This is a genomic window from Roseixanthobacter finlandensis (assembly GCF_043195105.2).
Classification (GTDB): Bacteria; Pseudomonadota; Alphaproteobacteria; order Rhizobiales; family Xanthobacteraceae; genus NCEH01.
Genome location: NZ_CM195536.1, coordinates 2,328,141 through 2,349,678, shown reverse-complemented (window position 1 = coordinate 2,349,678; position 21,538 = coordinate 2,328,141). Strand labels below are relative to the sequence as shown.

At 65.6% G+C, this 21,538-nt stretch carries 18 protein-coding genes and 1 tRNA gene; 5 read left to right on the top strand and 14 right to left on the bottom strand.

Annotated elements, in window-relative coordinates:
- Positions 1-6: 6 nt before the first annotated feature.
- The 6 genes from V5G24_RS11000 to V5G24_RS10975 all read right to left on the bottom strand — a co-directional run bounded on the left by V5G24_RS11000 (position 7) and on the right by V5G24_RS10975 (position 6,644).
- The gene (locus V5G24_RS11000) at positions 7-2,373 is read right to left on the bottom strand and encodes a YadA-like family protein (protein WP_394082755.1); all 2,367 of its coding nucleotides are present in this window, start codon (positions 2,371-2,373) and stop codon (positions 7-9) included.
- Between the two features lie 92 nt (positions 2,374-2,465).
- The gene (locus V5G24_RS10995) at positions 2,466-2,873 is read right to left on the bottom strand and encodes a hypothetical protein (RefSeq protein WP_394082756.1); all 408 of its coding nucleotides are present in this window, start codon (positions 2,871-2,873) and stop codon (positions 2,466-2,468) included.
- Between the two features lie 391 nt (positions 2,874-3,264).
- A tRNA-Ser gene (locus V5G24_RS10990) sits at positions 3,265-3,356 on the bottom strand.
- A 64-nt stretch (positions 3,357-3,420) separates the two neighbouring features.
- Complete coding sequence (locus V5G24_RS10985) at positions 3,421-3,834, bottom strand: DUF6165 family protein (protein ID WP_394082757.1); 414 nt, start codon at positions 3,832-3,834, stop codon at positions 3,421-3,423.
- Positions 3,821-5,812, bottom strand: coding sequence for a tetratricopeptide repeat protein (locus V5G24_RS10980; protein WP_394082759.1), 1,992 nt, complete (start codon positions 5,810-5,812; stop codon positions 3,821-3,823). The genes V5G24_RS10985 and V5G24_RS10980 overlap by 14 nt, the downstream gene beginning before the upstream one ends.
- Positions 5,813-5,939: 127 nt before the next feature.
- Complete coding sequence (locus V5G24_RS10975; protein WP_394082761.1) at positions 5,940-6,644, bottom strand: glutathione S-transferase N-terminal domain-containing protein; 705 nt, start codon at positions 6,642-6,644, stop codon at positions 5,940-5,942.
- Between the two features lie 303 nt (positions 6,645-6,947).
- Between V5G24_RS10975 and V5G24_RS10970 the strand changes: the two genes are divergently transcribed.
- The 4 genes from V5G24_RS10970 to V5G24_RS10955 all read left to right on the top strand — a co-directional run bounded on the left by V5G24_RS10970 (position 6,948) and on the right by V5G24_RS10955 (position 10,648).
- A complete protein-coding gene (locus tag V5G24_RS10970; RefSeq protein ID WP_394082763.1) occupies positions 6,948-8,078 on the top strand; it encodes a TRAP transporter substrate-binding protein in 1,131 nt (376 codons plus the stop codon).
- 174 nt (positions 8,079-8,252) lie between these two features.
- On the top strand, positions 8,253-8,852 hold the full coding sequence (locus V5G24_RS10965) for a TRAP transporter small permease subunit (RefSeq protein WP_394082765.1): 600 nt from the start codon (positions 8,253-8,255) through the stop codon (positions 8,850-8,852).
- Positions 8,852-10,177 (top strand): TRAP transporter large permease, encoded by a 1,326-nt coding sequence (locus V5G24_RS10960; RefSeq protein ID WP_394082767.1) that lies wholly within the window; start codon positions 8,852-8,854, stop codon positions 10,175-10,177. Before V5G24_RS10965 ends, V5G24_RS10960 begins: the two co-directional genes overlap by 1 nt.
- 6 nt (positions 10,178-10,183) lie before the next feature.
- Positions 10,184-10,648 carry a DUF488 domain-containing protein gene (locus tag V5G24_RS10955; RefSeq protein ID WP_394082769.1) on the top strand — a complete coding sequence of 155 codons (465 nt, stop codon included), beginning with the start codon at positions 10,184-10,186 and terminating at the stop codon, positions 10,646-10,648.
- A 69-nt stretch (positions 10,649-10,717) separates the two neighbouring features.
- On the opposite strand, the gene V5G24_RS10950 is transcribed toward V5G24_RS10955, so the two are convergent.
- The 4 genes from V5G24_RS10950 to V5G24_RS10935 form a co-directional block, all read right to left on the bottom strand.
- The gene (locus V5G24_RS10950) at positions 10,718-11,917 is read right to left on the bottom strand and encodes an MFS transporter (RefSeq protein WP_394082771.1); all 1,200 of its coding nucleotides are present in this window, start codon (positions 11,915-11,917) and stop codon (positions 10,718-10,720) included.
- A gap of 102 nt (positions 11,918-12,019) precedes the next feature.
- The gene (locus V5G24_RS10945; RefSeq protein WP_394082773.1) at positions 12,020-13,717 is read right to left on the bottom strand and encodes an NTP transferase domain-containing protein; all 1,698 of its coding nucleotides are present in this window, start codon (positions 13,715-13,717) and stop codon (positions 12,020-12,022) included.
- Complete coding sequence (locus V5G24_RS10940; protein ID WP_394082775.1) at positions 13,714-14,424, bottom strand: XdhC family protein; 711 nt, start codon at positions 14,422-14,424, stop codon at positions 13,714-13,716. The genes V5G24_RS10945 and V5G24_RS10940 overlap by 4 nt, the downstream gene beginning before the upstream one ends.
- A 38-nt stretch (positions 14,425-14,462) precedes the next feature.
- Positions 14,463-14,786, bottom strand: a complete 324-nt coding sequence (locus V5G24_RS10935) for an XdhC family protein (RefSeq protein WP_348848440.1) — start codon at positions 14,784-14,786, stop codon at positions 14,463-14,465.
- Between the two features lie 117 nt (positions 14,787-14,903).
- Between V5G24_RS10935 and V5G24_RS10930 the strand changes: the two genes are divergently transcribed.
- Positions 14,904-15,950 (top strand): lysine-2,3-aminomutase-like protein, encoded by a 1,047-nt coding sequence (locus tag V5G24_RS10930; RefSeq protein ID WP_394082777.1) that lies wholly within the window; start codon positions 14,904-14,906, stop codon positions 15,948-15,950.
- Here V5G24_RS10930 and V5G24_RS10925 read toward each other — a convergent pair.
- The 4 genes from V5G24_RS10925 to V5G24_RS10910 all read right to left on the bottom strand — a co-directional run bounded on the left by V5G24_RS10925 (position 15,920) and on the right by V5G24_RS10910 (position 21,450).
- A complete protein-coding gene (locus V5G24_RS10925; protein ID WP_394082779.1) occupies positions 15,920-17,170 on the bottom strand; it encodes a vWA domain-containing protein in 1,251 nt (416 codons plus the stop codon). The two genes, V5G24_RS10930 and V5G24_RS10925, sit on opposite strands and share 31 nt — an antisense overlap.
- A complete protein-coding gene (locus V5G24_RS10920; RefSeq protein WP_394082781.1) occupies positions 17,167-18,087 on the bottom strand; it encodes an AAA family ATPase in 921 nt (306 codons plus the stop codon). The genes V5G24_RS10925 and V5G24_RS10920 overlap by 4 nt, the downstream gene beginning before the upstream one ends.
- Positions 18,088-18,246: 159 nt before the next feature.
- Complete coding sequence (locus tag V5G24_RS10915; RefSeq protein ID WP_394082783.1) at positions 18,247-19,047, bottom strand: FAD binding domain-containing protein; 801 nt, start codon at positions 19,045-19,047, stop codon at positions 18,247-18,249.
- A gap of 12 nt (positions 19,048-19,059) precedes the next feature.
- Positions 19,060-21,450 (bottom strand): xanthine dehydrogenase family protein molybdopterin-binding subunit, encoded by a 2,391-nt coding sequence (locus V5G24_RS10910; protein ID WP_394082788.1) that lies wholly within the window; start codon positions 21,448-21,450, stop codon positions 19,060-19,062.
- Positions 21,451-21,538: the final 88 nt, after the last annotated feature.

Sequence of the window (21,538 nt, the reverse complement as noted above, 5' to 3'; positions counted from 1 at the left end):
ACCCGATCAGTTGAGGGTGAGACTCAGCCCGCCGCCGGCGCCCCAATCCCCACCGGCGGTACTTCCCGAGATATTCATGCGCATCCTCTGGTCCGGTGTCGTGTAGCCCAGACCCATGGCGAAGGCACTCTCGCCGCCCCACGCGCCGGCCCCGACTGCGGCGCTGACCTTGCCCGGCCGGTCGTCGTAGCGCAGCGATCCGGCCGCAAGGCCGACGGCGGCGGCCTGGCGCGCCTCGGTGCGCGCGGTTGCGATCGAACTGTTGAGGCTGGCGAACTTCTGGTCCGTATAGGCATTCGCCTGTGTCAAGGTCTGATGCGATTTGGTGTCGGTGTAGGTATTGGCCGTTGCTATGGCATAGGACGTCTTTGAATCGGTGTAGGTATTGGCCGAGTTGAGAGTTTCGCTCAGGCCCGTCTTCATCTGAGCAACGTTCACAGCATCCTTGCTTGCGACGCCCGCCGCGACATTTGAGATCACCACCGGTGCATTCGCGTCGCCACCAGCCAGCGTGATCGAGTTGAGCTTGTTGCCACTTGCGTCGGTGTCGTACTGCACCGCGGCTTTGCTGAGCGCGCCGATGCTGCCGGCAGCCGCACTCAGAGCTTGGTTGGTGGCGTAGAGCTGCGAGCCATTAACCGCATCGGTCGATGTCGCGCTGACCTGGCCGGCCGCCAGGTTGGTGATGGTGCGCTCGGCCCCGACCGATCCCACGGAGACCGTGCTGGTCGCCGTTCCCGCGACCGCATAAGTGGTTCCGTTCACGGTCATGGTGGAGGTCTGAACGGCGGCAGCCGTGGTCGAGCCCGATCCGAGTGCGACATCCCCCGCATTGCTCGCGCTGGCGCCCTGGCCGATTGCCGTGGAATTGGTGGCCGCCGCCTGGGCGGCGGAGCCAATGGCGATGCTGTCGGCACCTGTCGCCTGGCTGACGGTCCCGCTGGCATTGACCTGGAGGTAGGGCGTGTTGCCTGCAACAACGTTTACGATGGTCGAATTCAAGCTCGACAGCTTGGTGTCGACTGCCCCGATGGCGTCGCCAACATTATTGTAACTCACATGATCGACGAAGTAGCTGGGGGCGATGAGGGTGCCGTCGGAAGCCACCGACGCACCGCCGCCGAACACCGTCGCGACGCTTCGCGACACGCCAAAAAGCTGCGCCCCGTTCACCGCATCGGTGGACGTGGCCGAAACGGCGCCCGCCGTCACATTGGTCAGTGTCGTGCCGCCGCTGCCTGCGAGGGTGATAGTGGTTTTCGGGTCTCCCGTCACGCCATCATAGAGCACGGCACGATCCGAGAGATTGGCCACGCCGGCCGAAACCGCATTGACCTGCCCCACATTGGCCGCGTCCGTATCGGCCGTGCCGGCCGCGACGTTGGATACCTTTTGCGGCGATCCGCTCCCGTGGCTGGCGTCATACGCGCCGAGGGACGAATTCCATTTCATAGCATCGGAGCCGAGTGCTGCGACGGTCTGGTTAGTGGAATAAAGCTGCGACCCGTTCACCGCATCGCTGGACGTGGCGGAAACCGCGCCGGCCTTCACATTGGTCAGGGTCGTGCCGCCGCTGCCTGCCAGAGTGATGGTGTCCTTCGCGCTCCCCACCGCGCCATCATAGACCACGGAGCGGTCCGAGAGATCGGCCACGCCCGCAGTAGCCGCCTTGACCTGAGCGACGTTTGCCGCGTCGGAATCTGCCGTTCCCGCCGCCACGCCGGTGATCTGGCGAAGCTGCCCGCTCGCGGCGTTCCCGACAGAGACTGCGGCCAAGGTGCTCCTTGTGGCTTCAATGGCGCTGGCCGAATTCGTACCGGCAGGTATGTAGCCATCAATGCCGGCAACGGTATTCGCCACCGAGTTCTGGCCGAGCGCAATGCCTCCGGCAACACCCACGGTGGCGCCGGTGCCGAGCGCAATGCTGTTTGATACGGTGCCGGTCGTGGCCCCCGCGCCGACCGCAATCGACGAAGACCCGGTGGCACTCGTGGATTGCGTGCCGATCACGATCGACTGCGCTCCCACGGCACCGGCGAGATTTGTCGCCTGGACCGCCAAGGAATTCCCGACAACCCCGGACACCCAGCCGAGCCCGCCACTCGCTGTGCCGACCTGACAACTCCAGGCTGCAGAAGAGGATGAAGGATCGTCGAGCGTGAGGCAGAGATTGCTGAGCCCGGCATTGCTGCCGGCACCGCTGCTGCTTCCGATCACATAGCCACCGGCATTGGCGACCGACGCGAGACTGAAAAATCCCGCCGTGGCCGTACCCACCCCAATCCCAAAGGCAAGAGAATGGCAACGAAAATCAAAAATTCTATGTGCAAGCCGCAAAGTTAGAATAAGACGCCTGCAATCAGAAGATCTCATAGAGGCAATCCCGAACTGGGACCACCCATGTTTACGCGCGATACTCAAATACGACACAGTATCCCCCCAAGATAATGCGATAGAAGTCCTCCTTACAAGACCCCCAACTCCGCAGACTGACGCAGAAATGGAGATGGCGTTTTCATGCGCCCACCATCATGACGACCCGCCTGCTCCGCAGCCTCCACCGCACGCGCCAAGCCGCCCTGCCCACCCGGAGGAACGACGTGAAGAGCACGGACAGCCTCTTCCCTTGGAATTTCCAGCTCCGCCAAGCGCTGAATACAATTCATCTGCGTCTCCGGCAGCGATTTATCAAATAATGATACGACGAGACCCATAATATAATGAACGAATATTAGATTTATATCTAACTCACTCCACGTATCAAACCGTTCTGACATGAGGTTATTTCGGAATCCCACAACGCAATCCGACAAATAGGTCATAACTACTATATTACCGTCCTTATGCTGAACGTCAGCATCAATCGACATCATGTTTCCTTATCAATCGATGGCGGCACTCTCGCAGGACGCAAAATACGAACCGATTCTTGCGAAATCCCTAAAATGCGGTTCGTTAAAATGTTATATTAATATTCATTGTTTCGTCGGCGCACTATGTCGGCGCACTATCCTGTCACCGAGATCGCATTAAAACTCAAAGCCTTAGGCTTCTCATCCGCAAGCCATTGGCGCGGCATTTCGAGGCCGCGGGTTCAAGGCGGCAGGCGGAAGATCGCGCTTGGGAGCACGCTCGCCGACGCCTCGCATCAGAACAGCGCGGGCGTTGCGCCAGCTCCGCACACCCACGGCCAAAAGCGTTGGAAAAATCATCTTCCAAGGCCGAACCGGAACGGCGCTCCCCGGGCAATCGGGTTCTGAATGGTGGCGGAGACGGAGGGATTCGAACCCTCGAGACCCTTTTGGGGGTCTGCTCATTTAGCAAACGAGTGCCTTCAGCCTCTCGGCCACGTCTCCATTGCGCTCACCTATGCCGAACCAAAGACGGCTTTGCAAGCCGCCGCCGCCCTTGTCCTCGCAATTAAGTGCCGGCGTAGGATTTCTCTTCCACAAACAGCGAGCCGGAACGGACGTTGATTTCCTTCTTGATCGCGGCCCGCCGATCATTGGTCACATAGACCGCGCGCGCCAGCTCAACGAACCTTTCGTCGAAGCGTTTTTCCGTTTCCAGTTCGCGCAGCGCGTCTTCGATCTCCCAGAGCGCCTCGTTCACGCTCTTGATTTCGACCGTCAGATCCTCGAACCCCACGCTCAACGCATGAATGTCCCGCAGCTGCGCCAGGGCGGTCAGTTCCCGCACCACGTTCGCGCGCTTTGCCGGATCGGCGATGCGTTCCGCCTTGATTTCGAGAATGGTGATCTTGTCGATCAGCTCACCGGCGGACACCGGAGCGAGAATCTCCACCGGAGCCGGCATCGCTTCACTTGTGCTCATGATTTTCGGCCTTACCCATCTCCACACCCGCCGCTATCGCGGTGAACACGCCGCCCCATTGTCCCGGCTGCTCCTGGCGAACGACGCGCACCGAGGGATAGAACCCATTGTCCGCGCCATCGCCAGCGAAGGCGAAGTGGGTCCCTCCGCTTGCCGCGAGCAACACCGGCCGGTTCATCGCGGCCGCAAGATGCGCCAGCGGTGCATCGACACTGACGAGCAGGTCCAGGTGGTGCAGCAGCGCGGCGCTGTCGAGAAACGTGCCGTCAGCGTCGAAGTCACTCTCAAGGCGCAGAATGCGCCCGCGGAACGGCACGCGGTCCATCTGCGCCGCGGCCGGGCCCTGCTGGAGCCCAACGAGCCGCACCCCCTCGATTGCGGCGAGCGGCGCAAAGGCGTCCAGCGATGCGCTGCGCAGGGGCTCGACGCGGCCGGCATCCTCGCTCTGCCAATGGATTCCGATCACCAGATCGCCGGCGGACCGCGCATGGCTCCAGGCTGAAAGGCGTTCCGTCGGCGCATGCAGGTAAGGCACGCGCGGCCAGAGGGCAGGATCGGGCGCAACGAGTTGCGGCAAGCTGGCCAGGGCGACGCCCAGCATCCCCTCTTCGGCGGGGTCGATCCGCGCCGGATCGGGGAGAATCACGACACGCGGGTCCAGCGAGGCGAACAGTGCAGCGTCCGCCGGGTCGGCAACCAGCAGGCGCGGTTCGATCCCTCGGTCGGCCAGCAGCGGCAGCAGGCGCGCCAGCGCGATCGTGTCCGAAAGCCGCTCCCCGGCGGCCACAACGAGGACACGCGGGCTCCCGGTCCCATCCCAGATCCCGACGTTGCGGGCCGCAAGACGGGCGCGCGCCGCCTGGGCCGCGGCATCGAGCGCAGCCCAACCCTCGGCCCAGGTACCGCGGGCCAGAGCTTCGTTCGCGCGGGCGTCGAGCGCATGGGCATTATGAGCGTCGAGGTGAAGGGCCTTGTCGATGCTGGCGCGGGCATCGGCGCGGGCACCGAGATGGGTCAGGAGGCGCGCCCGGGCAAGCAGGACTTCGGTGAAAGGCGGTTCCTTCGCCAGCAGGGCGTCGAGATCTTCCAGCGCGCCCGCAGCATCGCCCAGGCCCTCGCGCGCCATGCCGCGCTCGAACAAGGCGGCCGGATTGCCCGGTTCGGCCTCGAGCACGGCGGCGCTTTGCTCGTGCGCCTCCGCGAATGCGCCAAGGCGGCGCAGGAGAAAGGCGTAGCGCAGACGGAAATCCGCGCGCAGCGGAGCGCGCGTCACCGCCTGCTGATAGGCCGCGCACGCGCCCTCCAGATCACTGATGAGAAAACAGCACTCCCCCAGCAGATGGTGGGCATCGACGAAATCGGGTGCCAGGCTAATCGCTTGCTCGGCAGCGGCACGCGCCTCGGCGGCCGCGCCACGCTCCAGCAGGATGAAGCCCTTGTTGACGGGGTGGACCGGCGACCAGGGCTGCAATTCCAGCAAGCGTTCGCAATCAGCGAGCGCCGCGTCGGGATGGCCCGCGCGCACCAGGGCCACGGACCGGTTGGCCAATGCCTCAACCGCCAGCGGGTCGAGCTCCAACACCCGCGAATAGGCCTTGGCGGCCGCGTCGTGGCGATTAAGGGCGCCGAGCGCATTGGCGACCTGGAAATGGGCCTCGCCCAATTGGGGCGCCAGCTTGATGGCGCGCTCGGCGGCGGCGAGCGCCTTCTCGAATTGGCCGACGCCCTGGAGCGCCACCGCGAGGAGAATCGCCGCGTGAGGATCCTTCGGCACCAGATTGGCGGTGCGTCGTGCGCTCGGCAGGGCCTCGTCCGGCTGGCCCGCCTGGATCAGCGCCATGGCCAGCATGCGATGCCCATCGACCAGGGCGGGTTGAAGTTGCACCGCGAGGCGGAAACCCTCGATGGCCTTGTCCATCTGCCCCGCCCGGGCGAATGCGGCGGCTTGGCCAAGTATCGTGCGCGGATCGGGCGACATGGAAGAAGCAACTCCTGGACCTTGCTGCCGCGCATGGTCCGAATGCCCGTCCGCGGGCGCCACGTCCGGTGGCGGCGCTCGCATCTAAGCCGAGCGCGCGCAAAAAGCGAGAGGGTGGCTCTAGCCTTCAGCGTGCGCGCTGGCCGAACAGGATGCTCTGGGCTTCCTTGTCCCTGGAGAGGTCCGGCTTGCGCTCCTCGGCGCTCACCGCAAGGCCGCGCTGGACGGCGGGGCGCATCTTCACGGTTTCAAGCCAGCGCTGGAAATGCGGAAATTCCTCGATCTTCTGGCCCTGGCGCTCCCAGAGCTTCGCCCAGCCGACGCAGGCCATATCGGCGATCGAATAATCTCCGGCCAGGAACTCGCGATCCTTCAGGCGCGTGTTCATCACGCCATACAGGCGATGCACCTCGTTGGTGTAGCGATCAACGGCATACGGGATCTTCTCGGGCGCATAGATGCGGAAATGGTGGGCCTGCCCGGCCATGGGGCCAAGGCCGCCCATCTGCCAGAACAGCCACTCCTCCACCTCCACCCGCTTGCGCTCTTCGGCGGGATAGAATTTGCCGGTCTTGCGACCGAGATATTGCAGGATCGCGCCCGACTCGAACACCGAAATGGGCGCGCCGTCCGGACCGTTGGGGTCGAGGATCGCAGGAATCTTGTTGTTGGGCGAAATGGCGAGAAATTCCGGCTTGAACTGATCCCCCTTGCCGATGTTCACCAGCTTCACGGTGTAGGGCAGTTCGCATTCCTCGAGCATGATGGCGATCTTCCACCCATTGGGGGTGGGCCAGTAGTGAAGCTCGATGGGTTGCTGGATTTCGGCCATTTCAATGCTCCCCGCTCGACCGGGCAGACCCGGCGAAGGCGCATACAGGTATTCCGACGCGCGCCTCCCGGCAAGTATCGCGCGCGTGTGGCACCCCGGTCCGGCAAAAATGCGCCCTGCCGCTCCCCATACCCAGAAACGCGCGGGCCGGTTTTGGCCGCAAATCCGAATATTTTTGACTGAACTAGACTAAAGTCTATTGCCGTACGGGCATGACGTAGCGTCTGCTAGGGCGTTCGGGGGAATGGTGCGCCAACACCGCTATGGTTCCAGAGAGAGCCGTACCCCCTTAGGGAGGATACATTGACTGACACTTCCAACGTGAACGATTCCGCACGTCCGTCACGACGCGGCTTTATCACGGCTGCTGCCGCCACGGCGGCGGGTGCCGCCGTCATCGCCGCCCCCGCCGTCCACGCCCAGGCGCCAATCAAGCTGAAATTCCAGTCCACCTGGCCGAACAAGGACATCTTCCACGAATATGCGGGCGATTTCGTCCGCTATGTGAACCAGATGGCCGGCGGGCGCGTGGAACTGGAACTGCTCGCCGCAGGCGCCGTGGTTCCCGCCTTCCAGGTGCTGGACGCGGTCAGCTCCGGCATCATCGACGGCGGACACGGGGTCTCCGCCTATTGGTACGGCAAGAACAAGGCGTTCTCCTTGTTCGGCACCGCGCCTGCCTTCGGCTGGGATGCCGATGAATTGCTCGGCTGGGTGCGGTATGGCGGCGGCCAGCAGCTCTACGACGAACTGACTCAGCAGATCCTCAAGCTCAATGTCGTGGGCATGCTCACCGGGCCGATGCCGACCCAGCCGCTTGGCTGGTTCAAGGCGGAGATCACGAGCCCCGACCAGATGAAGGGCATGAAATACCGCACCGTGGGCCTAGGAGCCGACGTGTTCAAGGAAATGGGTGTCGCGGTCACCATCGTTGCCGGTGGTGAAATCGTGCCGGCCATGGATCGCGGCCTGCTGGAAGGGGCGGAGTTCAACAATCCCTCGTCCGACACCGTGCTCGGCTTCCCCGACGTGGCCAAGGTCTACATGGTGCAGAGCTATCATCAGGCCCTCGAATGCTTCGAGGTCCTGTTCAACAAGACCAAGTTCGAGAGCCTGCCGAAGGATGTCCAGGCGATCATCCGTGGCGCAGCGGATGCGGCTTCCTCGGATATGATGTGGAAGGCGCAGGACCGCTATTCGAAGGACCTTGAGGCGCTCAAGGCCCGGGGCGTGAAGGTCATCACGACGCCGAAATCGGTGCTGGAAGCCCAGCTCAACGCCTGGGACAAGGTGATCGCCAATCTTTCCGCCGACCCGTTCTTCAAAAAGGTGGTCGACAGCCAGATGGCGTGGGCCAAGCGCGTGGTCGGATTCCGCCTTCAGTATGAGGCGGATAGCGCCTTCGCCTACAACCACTTCTTCCAGAAGGCCTGACGCCGGCGCGGTACCGCGCGCCGGGCGCCCGCGCCCTCGTCTCGAAAGCTGCAACCGCCCCTGGCCCTCGCCATGGGCGGTTGTGCGCATGAGGCGGGGATGGGCGCATCGAGGTGCACGCACCGCGAGGACGAGGAGGCACCGTCACGGCTGCCGAAGCGGAGAATTCGCGCAATGCAAGCGTTTCTGATCGGTATCGATAAGTTCAATACCTTTGTTGGCAAGTTATTCGCCTGGGTCATCGTTATCCTTACCGTCGCCATCTGCTACGAGGTCTTTTGCAGATACGTTCTGCGGTCCCCCACATCTTGGGCCTATGACGTCTCTTACATTCTGTATGGCACTTTGTTCATGATGGCGGGCGCCTACACGCTCTCGCGCAACGGTCATGTGCGCGGTGACTTCCTGTATCGCAACTGGCCTCCGAAGCGGCAGGCCGCGGTCGATCTGGTGCTCTATTTCCTGTTCTTTTTTCCTGGGATCATCGCCCTCATCTACTCGGGCTGGGGATATTTTTATCTCTCCTACCTACTCAACGAACACTCTTCCTTCTCGCCCGACGGGCCGAGGATCTGGCCCTTCAAAGGGCTCATTCCCATCACTGGCGTGCTCATGTTCATGCAGGGCGTGGTCGAGGTGATCCGTTGCATCATCACCTTGCGCACCGGAGTCTGGCCGGATCGACTGCACGATGTGGAGGAGATGGAGAAACTCATTCTTGAAGACGCCGCCAACAAGGCGGATGCCGAAGCCATCGGTAAGGGGGCACTGTGATGTTTTTGTCGGATCCCGCCCTCGGAATTTTGATGCTCGTTCTATTCCTTGTCTTCCTCATGCTCGGATTTCCCATCGCATTTACGCTGATGGCTCTTGGTGTAGGCTTTGGATACATCACACGCGGCGATACGGTGTTTCAATTGTTCGTCCAGCGCACCTACAGCGTCATGGCGAACGACGTCCTGATCTCGATCCCCCTGTTCCTGTTCATGGGCTATGTGGTGGAACGAGCGAACATCCTCGATCGCCTGTTCCGGGCGATCCAGCTGGCAGCGGGCTGGGTGCCGGGATCGCTCGCGGTGGCCACCCTAATCACCTGCGCCATGTTCGCGACCGCCACCGGCATTGTCGGCGCGGTGGTGACGCTCATGGGCCTGCTGGCTTTTCCGGCCATGCTGCGGGCCGGCTACGACACCAAGATCGCCGCCGGCGTGGTGTGCGCGGGCGGTTGCCTTGGCATTTTGATACCTCCCAGCGTGATGCTGATCCTCTACGGCGCGACTGCCGGCGTTTCGGTGGTGAAGCTTTATGCCGCCGCCTTCCTGCCCGGCCTCATGCTGACTGGCCTTTACATGGGCTATGTCATCATCCGCGCGATGCTGAACCCGGCGCTCGCGCCGAAGCTGCCTCCGGAGGCAATGGCCCGCTCGTTCGGTGAGATCGCGTTCGCCCTGGCGAGCTCGTTCTTTCCCCTCGCCCTCCTGATCAGCGGCGTGCTCGGGGCGATCATCTTTGGCCTCGCGACGCCGTCCGAGGCGGCGGCCATCGGGGCGGCGGGCGCGGTTCTGCTCGCCCTCGCCTATCGCACCTTCTCGTTCAACAAGCTGAAGGAGAGCGTGTTCCTCACCGCACGCGCCTCGGCCATGGTGTGCTGGCTGTTCGTCGGCTCGGCTGTGTTCTCGGCTGTGTTCGCATTACTGGGCGGGCAGAGGGTGGTCGAGGAATTCATCCTCGCGCTCAACCTCGGGCCCATCGGCTTCCTGCTGCTGACCCAGGCCATCATCTTCGTTCTGGGCTGGCCGCTGGAATGGACCGAGATCATCGTGATCTTCCTGCCCATCTTCCTGCCGCTGCTGGACGATTTCGGCGTGGACCCGATCTTCTTCGGCATCCTCGTCGCGCTCAATCTCCAGACCTCGTTCCTTTCACCGCCCGTTGCCATGGCCCCCTTCTACCTGAAGGGAGTGGCGCCGAAGAACGTCTCCATCGATCAGATTTTCTCCGGCGTGATGCCCTTCCTCTATCTCGTCATCTTCGCCATGATCATGCTTTACGTCTTCCCCGGCATCGCCCTGTGGTTGCCGAAGGCGCTCTACGGATGAGGATCGATGGCGAAAACCAAGGCGACCGAACTCTTCACGGTCGGCTATGAGCAAACGACGTCCGGCGCGTTTCAGGACACCCTGACCCGTGCCGGCGTCGATCTCCTGGTGGACGTGCGCGCGGTCGCCGCCTCGCGCCGTCCCGGCTTCTCGAAAACCGCCCTGGCCGCGGGTATCGCGGAACACGGCATCGCCTATGTGCACCTGCGGGCGCTGGGCACGCCGAAGGAAGGCCGGCTCGCGGCACGCTCGGGCGATCACGACGCGCTGATGCGCATTTACGACGCTCACCTCGCGACCGACAAAGCCCGGGAAGCGCTGGATGAATTGGCGACGCTGGCGCAGGGCCGGCGCATCTGCCTCATGTGCTACGAGCGCCATGTGGAAGGCTGCCACCGCCTGCGCCTCTCGCAATTCCTGTGCGAGCGGCTCGACCTGCCGGTCACGCACCTGGTCGCCGACCCGTTCTGAGCCCGCCAGCGCTGGCTCAACCGGGATCGAACGGTCCGCGCGCAGCGCGCACGGACCGAGGCCTTGGTGTCAGGCCCGCGTGCGCGGCAAGCTCATCACCAGGCAGAACGACAGCAGGCAGCCGATGGCGCCGGCAAGGAACATGGAGCCATAGCCGAAGCTCGCCACCAGGACACCCGCCACCGGACCTGTGACGCCGAGCGCGACGTCGAAGAAGGCCAGGAACCCGCCCACCGCGAGGCCCCGGCTCTCCGCCGGCACGCGCCGCACCGCCTCGACGCCCAGGGCGGGAAAGATCAGCGAGAATCCGATGCCCGACAGCGCCGCGCCGGCCAGCGCCAGGCCCGGTCCGGACGCGACCCACAGCATGAGCTGCGCCGCAGCCAGGATCAGCAGCGATACGGCGGCGACGCCCCGGCCACCGATCCGGTCCGGCAGATGCGCGAGGAACAGGCGCACCCCGATATAAGTCGCGCCGAACAGGAACAGCCCCGCCCCGGCATGGGGCCAGCCTCGGCTGGCGAACACCAGGGCCAGGAAGGTGGCTAGCACCGCGAACGGCGCCGTCGCCAGCGCCAGGGCCACGCCGTGGCGCCAGATCAGCCCCAGCACATGGTGAAAACCAAGCCTGCGCCCGGGCATCGTTGGCACGGCGGAGACCAAAAATACCATCGGCAGGGCCACCAGAGGCGCAATGGCCGCCACCACCGCGACGCCGGCAAAGCCATAGGCGGCGTGGATGGCGAGGCCTATCGGCGCACCCATGCCGATGGCGGCATAGAGCGCGATGCCCTGCCAGGCCATGACCCGTCCGGTATTGGCAAGGCCCACGCGGCCGATGCCCCATGCCATGGTGCCGGTGAGGAACAGGCTTTCCGCAAGACCGAGGCACAGTCGGCCGGCGGTCAGCACGCCAAGGCTTGCAATGGGCGCCGAGGTCTGGAGCGAGCCGAGATAGAGCAACCCGGCCACCACCGCGAGCGGCAGGCCCACGATCACCGCCATCTTGGCCCCGTAGCGATCGACCGCCGATCCGGCGAACTGGCGCGTCAGCAAGGTTGCGAAGGACTGGATGCCGACAGCAAGCCCCGCGGTGGCAATGCTGAAGCCGAGCGTTTCATGCACGTGCAAGGCCAGCACCGGCAAAGGCACGGCGAGGGAGAGGGCGCTGAAGAACACGATCCACACCAACGGCAGCAGGCGCAGCAGAACCGTGCGGGACGACAGGGGCGCGAGCCCGGAATCGGAAGTATTGGGAGGATTCAACATCAAATCGCGCTTTCGGGTAGGGCGGCCGATATTGCCGCACCACGTTGCGCGTTGGTTGACGTCAGACGCTTACGGAGGGAATTCACCCTCATGAGCGGATGTCTAGGACTTGGCATTTGACGGGTCAAGCGCGTCGGTCTCCTGCGCGGTCATCTGCGAGAACGCGTGCTCGGGTGCTGGCTCTAGCACCTGCGCGCGGGCACGCGACAGCGCCTCCGGCGTGTCCACGTCGAGGAAGGCACCCGGCCCTTCCACCTCGATCTCCACTACGGCCTCGGCGTGCGCGGCGATCAGATGACGGGCGCCCACGTCCCCTTCCAGTTTCGTAAGGGCATCGAAGAAACGCCGGTCCCACAGCACGGGATTGCCGCGCCGCCCGTCGGCCACCGGCAGCACGATTAGGCGACCCGCATCGGGATCGAACGCAGACATGAGCGCATCGAGGATCTGCGGCCCCACCAGGGGCATGTCGCCGAGCATCACCAAGGCCGCTCCTGCCCCGCCCGGCACCGCCGTGATACCGGCACGCACGGAGGTGGACAGACCCTCGGCAAAGGCCGGATTGTGCACGAAGATCACCGGCAGGCCGGCGAGGATCCGTTCCACGCGCGCCTGCTCGTGCCCGGTCACCACCACCACAGGGGATGCCCGCGCGACCAGCGCGGCTTCCACCACGCGGCGCACGACCGGGCGGCCGCCCACATCCTCCAACAGCTTGTTCGGGCCGCCCATGCGCGTGCCCCGGCCCGCCGCCAGCACGATGGCGGCCACGGGCGGCTTTTCGTCGGCCATATCGTCCATCCCGGTTCCGCCGCGGGGCTGAGGCCGCGTGATGATCTCACCCAACAAGCCACCAACGCCCCAGCCGCCGATGTCGGACGCCGTGAGCGGCACATCCGCGAGACACCGCATCAGCACCCAGTCGAAACCGTTCTCCTTGGGGCTGCGCGCGCAGCCGGGCGCGCCGAGCACCGGAATGCCGTCGAGAACGCCCAGCATCAGCAGATTGCCGGGGTCCACGGGCATGCCGAGCCGCTCCACCCGGCCGCCGGCCGCTTCAAGCGCGGCGGGAATCACGTCGCGCCGGTCCACGATGGCGGACGCGCCGAACACCACGACGCAATCCGCCCCTTCGGCTCGGACCTGTTCAATCGCCACGGCCAATTCCGGAGCCGCGTGCGGCACGCGCACATCATGGCAGATCTCGGCGCCGGCCGGGGCTAGGCGCTGGCGCGTGACGCGCAGGGTCTTTTCCACCACCTTGTCGGCGAGGCCCGGGAGCAGGGTCGAAATCACCGCCACCCGCTGGCGACGGAACGGAGCGATGCGAACCGCCGGGCGCGCCAGCGCCGCCGCCGTTTCCATCAGCGCCGCCGGGATAGCGTAGGGAATGATCTTCACCGTCGCCACCATGTCGCCCTCGGCGATGGTGCGGAACGGCTCCAGTGTGGCGAAGGTCACCGCCTCGTCCAGCGCATTCAGCGCATCGACGGCGGCACGGTCGATCTCCAATATTCCGGCGCGCGTGGCGAACAGATTGGCGCGGCCGGTGAAGGCCGAAGCCGCACGCAGCCCGTCTCCACCCAGGCCTGCGGCGAGGCGGTTGGCGGCGAAGTCCTCGGACACGTCTTCCGCCTCAAGCCGGGCCACGACCACTTCGGCCAGCCCCGCCGCCTCAAGCGCGACCACCTCGTCCGGCCCGATGCGCGCGCCCTTCTTGAGGGTAAAATGCTGCGTCCGCACCGAATGGGCGAGGATGGCGCCCTGCGCCAGCGCCGGCGGAACGGGTCCGAATTTCACGCGGCAGCCTCGGTCTTGGCCGGCACAAGGCTACCCTTGCGCAGCGCGCCGATGATCTGGGCGAGAACCGCGACCGCGATCTCCTCCGGGCTCGCCGCGCCGATATCGAGGCCGATGGGCGCATGGATGCGGCCGATTTCCTCTTGCGCGATTCCGAGCGTCGCAAGGCGCTCCACGCGCTTGGCATGGGTACGCCGCGAGCCGAGCGCGCCGACATAGAAGCAGCCGGCCGTCAGCGCGGCTTGCAGCGCCGGCTCGTCGATCTTCGGATCATGGGTCAAGGCGGCGACGGCCGTGAAGGCGTCTAGCGGAACCTCTTTGAGAGCCTCGTCGGGCCATTTGGCGATCACCGTCGTATCCGGAAAGCGCTCGGGGGTCGCAAAGGCGGTGCGCGGGTCGATGACGGTGATGTCATAGCCCGCGATCCGGGCGAGCGGCGCCAGCGCCTGGGAGATATGGACCGCTCCGATCGCCACGATACGCGGCGGCGGCACCTGGACCGTCAGGAAGACCCGTCCGGACGGCGTTTCGAGAATGCCGCTCTTGCCGCTCGCCAGCGCGGCGCGCAACGAGAGCTCAAGCGCATCGCCGGAAACAGCTTCGCCGGCCACCAGGCGCTGGGTCCCGGTTTCGAGTTCGGTGACAAGCACGGCGGCGCGGCGGGCGGCGCGCGCGGCGGTGAGCTGGGCCAGGATTTCGAGGTTCATGATCGCGCTTCCTAAGCTGCGGGACAGGGCGACGCGGCTCAGTCCACCCGCTCGACATAGACGCGGATGGCGCCGCCGCAGGAGAGACCGACGCGCCACGCCGTTTCGTCGGCAACGCCAAACTCCAGGATGCGCGGCTTGCCGGATTCGATGACGTCCATCGCCTCGCTGACCACCGCGCCTTCCACGCACCCGCCGGAGACGGAGCCGAGGAATCCGCCGTCCTGGTCCACGGCCAGATGACTGCCCACCGGCCGGGGCGCCGAGCCCCAGGTTTCCAGGACGGTCGCGAGCGCGACTCCCTTGCCTTCACGGCGCCAGCGCAGGGCGCCTTCGAGGACATCCTCGTTCGAGCTGGTCATTGAATCCTCCTGCGGAGTGCGATTCTGGCAATCAGGCCGCGTTACCTATATAGGGGCGGCCCCCGCGTATTGAGCATTCAGACGCCACATCACGGAAAATTTCCGTCGGAAAAGCCCATGTCCACCCTGCGCACTGCCGACGACATCATCGCGGCCGGCCTCGCTCCCGAGGCGCGGCGGGAGGATCTGGCACGGGTCGGCGCGCGCTATGCGGTGGCGATCACGCCCGACCTCGCGGCATTGATCGCGCGCGACGATCCCGCGGACCCCATCGCGCGCCAGTTCGTGCCGGACCGGGCCGAACTTGATGTGCAGGCGATGGAATTGGCCGATCCCATCGGCGATGAGGCCCATTCCCCCGTGCCGGGCATCGTGCACCGCTATCCGGACCGGGTCTTGCTGAAGCTGGTGAGCGTCTGTGCCGTCTATTGCCGCTTCTGTTTCCGGCGCGAGATGGTGGGGCCGGGCGGTGAAACCGCGCTGAGCCCGACGCAGTTCGATGCGGCCCTCGCCTATATCGCGGCCACCCCGGCGATCTGGGAAGTGATCCTCACCGGCGGCGACCCCTTCATGGTCTCGCCCCGCCGCATGGCCGAGGTGGTGCAGCGCCTCGCCGCCATCGAACACGTGAAGGTGGTGCGCTTCCACACCCGCGTGCCGATCGCCGCGCCCGAACGGTTGAGCGATGCGCTGATCGCCGCCCTCAAGGCGCCGGGCGTCGCCTCTTATGTGGTGGTCCATGCCAATCACGCGCGCGAGCTTCAGCCGAGCGTACGTGCGGCGCTCGCCCGCCTCGTGGACGCCGGGGTGCCGGTGCTCTCGCAATCGGTGCTGCTGAAGGGCGTGAATGACGACGCGCAGGCGCTCGCCGATCTGTTTCGCGCGTTGGTGGAATGCCGGGTGAAGCCGTATTATCTGCACCATCCCGATCTTGCGCCCGGCACGGCCCATTTCCGATTGCCGATCGCGACCGGCGTGGCGCTGATGCGCGCCCTTCGCGGCCGTCTCTCCGGCGTTGCGCTACCGACCTATGTGCTCGACATCCCGGGCGGCTACGGCAAGGTTCCGCTCACCCCCGGCTATCTCGAGTCCGGCGGGCGCACCGTGCGGGATCATTGCGGCGAGGTGCATGCTTATCCACCCGCCATGACCGAGGAGGCGTGACGCCGGGTGCCGCGCCCGTTTGCCCCCCGCGCCCTCTCGTCCGCCTCCTCGGCGAGCGCCGCGACCAGGGCCTCCAGGCTCGCCAGATTATGTACCGGCCGGAACGCATCCACATGGGGCAACATCGCCCGGATGCCGCGCGCCTTGGGTTCGAAACGGTCGTAGCGCAGCAAAGGATTAAGCCAGATCAGCCGGTGCCCGGACCGGCGCAGGCGATCCATTTCCACGTCGAGCATGGCGTCGGCGTCGCGCTCCAGCCCGTCGGTGATCAGCAGGACGATGGGATTTTGCCCCATGACCCGGCGCGACCAGATCTTGTTGAAGGCCCGCAGCGAGGCGGCAATGCGCGTGCCTCCGGCCCAGTCCCGTGCGGTCTGGCCGGCCTTCTCCAGGGCCTCGTCCGGATCGCGATGGCGCAGCACGCGCGTCACATTGGTGAGCCGCGTGCCGAAAAGGAACGTATGCACCCGCCCGCGCCGCTCCGTGAGCGCATGGAGGAAATGCAGCACCGGCCGCGAATAATCCGCCATCGAGCCTGAAATATCCACCAGCGCCACCACGGGGCGGGGCCGCGCCCGCGGCCCGCGCCTGCGCAGTGCCATGAAGGCGCCGCCGCTCGCCATCGAGGCGCGCAGGGAGGCTCGAAGATCGAACGCCGTGCCCTTCTTGTCCGCCTTCAGGCGGCGGGTCTCAATCTCGTTGTCGGGAAGGCGCAGGCGGGCGATGCGGCGGCGCGCCAGCGCCAGTTCCTCGGCGCTCATCTGGGCGAAATCCTTGGTGCGCAGCACATCCGCGTTGGAGGCGCTGAAATGGGCCTCAACCTCGATCTCGCTCTTCTTGGCGCGGTGCTCGCGGCCCACCCCGGCGAACAGCGCATCCTCCACGCGCTTGCGCACTTTCGCCTTGTCCTTCGCCTCAGCCCCCGGTGCGGGCGGCGAGAGCATGGCGATCAGCCGCTCGGCCTGGGCGCGCCGCCGCCAGAACAGCTGGAACGCCTGGTCGAACACCTCCTGATGTTCGTGGCGGCTGACGAACACCGCCCGCAGCACATTGTAGAAATCCTCCCGCGCGCCGATGCCCGCGGCGTCCACCGCCTGGACTGCATCGAGCACCGTGCCTGGGCCCACCGGAAGGCCGGCGGCGCGGAGCGCGCGGCCGAAATAGGCGATATTGTGGGAAAGCCGGCCCTCGCTCCCGGCAGCCGGCACGGCTTCGCTCATTCGCGCGGCCGCAAGGCCTCGCGCGTTTCCGCGATCAGCCGTTCGATCCGCCCGGCATCCGTGCCGGCGATATCGTCCTGATATTTCAGGAGCACGCCGAGCGTATCTCCCACCACGGCGGGATCGAGCACCGCGGCATCGAGTTCCACCAAAGCGGAAGCCCAATCGAGGGTTTCCGCGACACCGGGCACTTTGAACACATCTTCCTTCCGCAGCGCCTGGACGAACCCCACCACCTCGCGCGACAGGCGCTCCGGCAAGCCCGGCAGGCGCGCCCGCAGGATCGCCAGTTCGCGCTCCGCGCTCGGGTAATCGACCCAATGATAGAGGCAGCGCCGCTTCAGGGCGTCGTGGATCTCGCGGGTGCGGTTGGAGGTGAGAATGATCAGCGGCGGATGGGTCGCCTTGATGGTTCCAAGCTCCGGTATGGTCACCTGAAAATCGGAGAGCACTTCGAGCAGGAAGGCTTCGAACGCCTCGTCGGTGCGGTCCAGCTCGTCCACCAGGAGCACCGGCGGGCCGGCGGCATCGGGCATCAGCGCATCCAGCAGCGGCCGGCGCAGCAGATAGCGTTCGGAAAACACGTCCGAGGCGATCACCCCCTTGTCGCTTTCCCCGGCGGCTTCCGCGAGGCGAATGGCGATCATCTGCGCGGCATAGTTCCATTCATAGACGGCGGCGGAAAGATCGAGCCCCTCGTAGCATTGCAGGCGGATAAGCCGCCGCCCCAGCGCCTTCGCAAGGGTGCGCGCAACCTCGGTCTTGCCGACTCCGGCCTCGCCCTCCAGCAGCAGCGGTCGGCCCATGCGCAGCGCGAGGAACAAGACCGTCGCGAGGGCACGGTCGGGCACATAGCCGGCGCCAGAGAGAAGGGTTTCTGTCGCCTCAATGGAGGAGGGAAGCGCAACAGCGGTCATGGGGCCAGCCTAGGTCTCAGCATTCACTCTTGTCCCGATGCTGTGGCTGGCCTGGCCAATTTTCGCAAGCGACACCAGTCGATCGACAGCGCCCGAGCGGCGTCAAACCGGACAGAATGTGGGGCGACCCGGCGGAGAAACGCCGGGATCACCGACACCTCAGCTGGCGATTGCCGCCACCGCGCGCTTGGCCATCACCTTGACGAGTTGCGCGCGATACTCCGCGCTGCCGTGCAGATCCGCCATGACGTCGGAGGGATCGAGCGTCAGCGCATCCAGCGCGGCCGGGGAGAAATCGGCCGACAGGGCCGCTTCCGCATCGCTCCAGCGGAACACGCCGCCCTGCCCGGCGCCGGTCACCGCCACGCGCACGTCGCCGTCGCGCGCGGCCACGAACACGCCGGCCATGGCATAGCGCGAGGCGGGGTTGCGGAACTTGCGATAGGCGGCGCGCGCCCCGACGGGGAATTCCACCGCCAGAATCACTTCATCCTCGGCCAAGGCGGTTTCAAACAGGCCGATGAAGAAATCCTCGGCGGCGATGCGGCGGGCGCTGGTGACGATGGTGGCGCCGAGCGCGAGGCAGGCGGCGGGATAATCAGCGGTCGGATCATTATTGGCGATGGACCCGCCGATGGTGCCGCGGTTGCGCACCGCCGGATCGCCGATCAGGCCCGCAAGATCGGCCAATGCGGGAATAGCCTCCGTCACCATGGGCGAGGCCGCGACATCGGCATGGCGCGCCATGGCGCCGATGGTGAGAAGATCCTGGCTGTGCTCGATGCGACTCAGCTCGGGAATGGCCGCGAGATCCACCAAGGCGGAGGGCTGGGCGAGCCGCTGCTTGAGGGTCGGCAGCAGGGTCTGGCCGCCTGCGAGCAGCTTCACGTCTTCTCCCGCGCGCAGGGCGGCGAGGGCTTCGTCGAGACCGGCAGGGCGCTGATAATCGAAGGCATACATGGTGCGTCTCCCTCACTCGGCCGCGCGGCGGGCGATCTGGTCCTGCGCGATCTTCCACAGCGTCGCGGGCGTCGCCGGCATGGGTATATCCTCCGTGCCGAGGGCATCCGTCAAAGCATTGATGACCGCCGGCGGCGCGGCAATGGCACCGGCCTCCCCGCAGCCCTTAATACCAAGCGGATTGGAGGGGCAGCGGGTCTCGGTCATGCCGACCACGAACGAGGGCAGATCGCCCGCGCGCGGCATGGTGTAATCCATATAGGAACCGGTCACGAGCTGGCCGTCGGCATCATAGCGCACGCCTTCCAGCAGCGCCTGGCCGACACCCTGGGCGATGCCGCCGTGCACCTGCCCTTCCACGATCATCGGATTGATGATGGCGCCGAAATCGTCCACCGCTACCCATTTGATGATTTCAGTGGTGCCGGTCTCCGGGTCCACCTCAAGCTCGCAGATGTGGCAGCCGGCGGGGAAGGTGAAATTGACGGGGTCGTAGAACGCCCCTTCCTTCAGGCCCGGCTCGATCTCGGAAGTTGGGAATTTGTGCGCGACATAGGCGTTCAGCGCCACGGCGGCGAAGGCCAGCGAACGGTCGGTGCCGGCGACGGTGAACTGGCCGTCCTTGAACTCGATATCCCCTTCAGAGGCTTCCAGAATATGGGCGGCGATCTTCTTCGCCTTGGCCTCCACCTTGTCCAGGGCCTTGGAAATGGCGGACATGCCCACCGCGCCGGAGCGCGAACCATAGGTGCCCATGCCGAACTGCACCTTGTCGGTGTCGCCATGGACAATGGTCACATGGTCGATGGGGATGCCGAGGCGGGCGGAGACCAGCTGCGCGAACGTGGTCTCGTGCCCCTGTCCGTGACTGTGCGAGCCGGTCAGCACTTCCACATTGCCAGTGGGGTTCACGCGCACCTCGGCGCTTTCCCACAGTCCGACGCCGGCACCGAGCGAGCCGACGGCGGCGGACGGAGCAATGCCGCAGGCTTCGATATAATTGGAAAGCCCGATGCCGCGCAGCTTGCCGCGCCGGGCGGCTTCCGCCTTGCGGGCGGGGAAATTGGCATAATCCGAAAGTTCCAGCGCCTTATCGAGCGAGGCCGCATAGCCGCCGATGTCGTAGGACAGGATCACCGGCGTCTGGTGGGGGAAGCTGGTGATGAAATTGCGCCGGCGGAATTCGGCCGAATCCTGGCCGATCTCGCGCGCCGCTTTTTCCACGATCCGCTCCACCAGGAAGGTCGCTTCCGGCCGGCCGGCGCCGCGATAGGCATCCACCGGCGCGGTGTTGGTATAGACCGCGTCCACTTCGCAATAGATGGCCGGAATGTCGTATTGGCCGGACAGCAGCGTCGCGTAGAGATAGGTCGGAACGCAAGAGGCGAAGGTGGAGAGATAGGCCCCCATATTGGCGGCGGTCTTGACCCGGAAGCCGATGATCTTGCCCTGCGCATCCAGCGCCAGCGCGCCGTGAGTGATGTGGTCGCGCCCATGGGCGTCGCACAGGAACGCCTCGGAACGGTCGCAGGTCCATTTGACGGGCCGCCCGACGTGCTTGGAGGCCCAGGCGCAGACCGTCTCCTCCGCATAGATGAAGATCTTCGAGCCGAAGCCGCCGCCCACGTCCGGCGCGATCACGCGCAGCTTGTTCTCGGGCGCCAGCCCGACGAAGGCGGACAGCACGAGGCGCGCCACATGCGGGTTCTGGCTGGTGGTCCACAGCGTATAAGCTTCATCACCCGGATCATATTCGCCGATGGCTGCGCGCGGCTCCATGGGATTTGGGGCGAGGCGATTATTGACGAGGTCGATGGTCGTCACATGGGCGGCGCGGGCGAAGGCGGCCTCGGTGGCGGCCTTGTCGCCCAATTCCCATTCGAAGGCCGTGTTGCGCGGCGCCTCGTCATGGATCTGCGCCGCGCCGGCCGCCTGCGCCGATCCGAGATCCGCGGCGGCGGGGAGCACCTCGTAATCCACCGCGATGGCGGCCGCCGCGTCCTTGGCGGCGTTCAGCGTCTCGCCAATCACCACGGCCACATGGTCGCCCACATAGCGCACCTTGTCCTTGGCGAGGGCGGGGTGGGTGCCGGCCTTCATGGGCGAACCATCCTTGGAGTGGATCATCCAGCCGCAGATAAGGCCACCGAGCCCATCCCGCGCGAGATCCTCCCCGGTCAATATCGCCACCACGCCCGGCATCCGCGCCGCCGCCGAAATATCGATGCCGCGAATGCGGGCATGGGCATAAGGCGAGCGCAGGAAATAGGCATGGGTCTGCCCCGGCCGGGCGAGATCGTCGGTATAGCGGCCCTTGCCGGTGATGAAGCGACGGTCTTCCTTGCGGCGCACCGGCGCGCCGAGCGGTGTCACCTTGCTGGAATCGAAGCTGTTGGCGTTCATGGCGTCCTCCCTGGGGGACTGGCGGAACTTGGACTCCGGTCCGTGCGCTCGCGTCTTGGCGGCCAGCGTCGCGGCACCGGGGCATAGG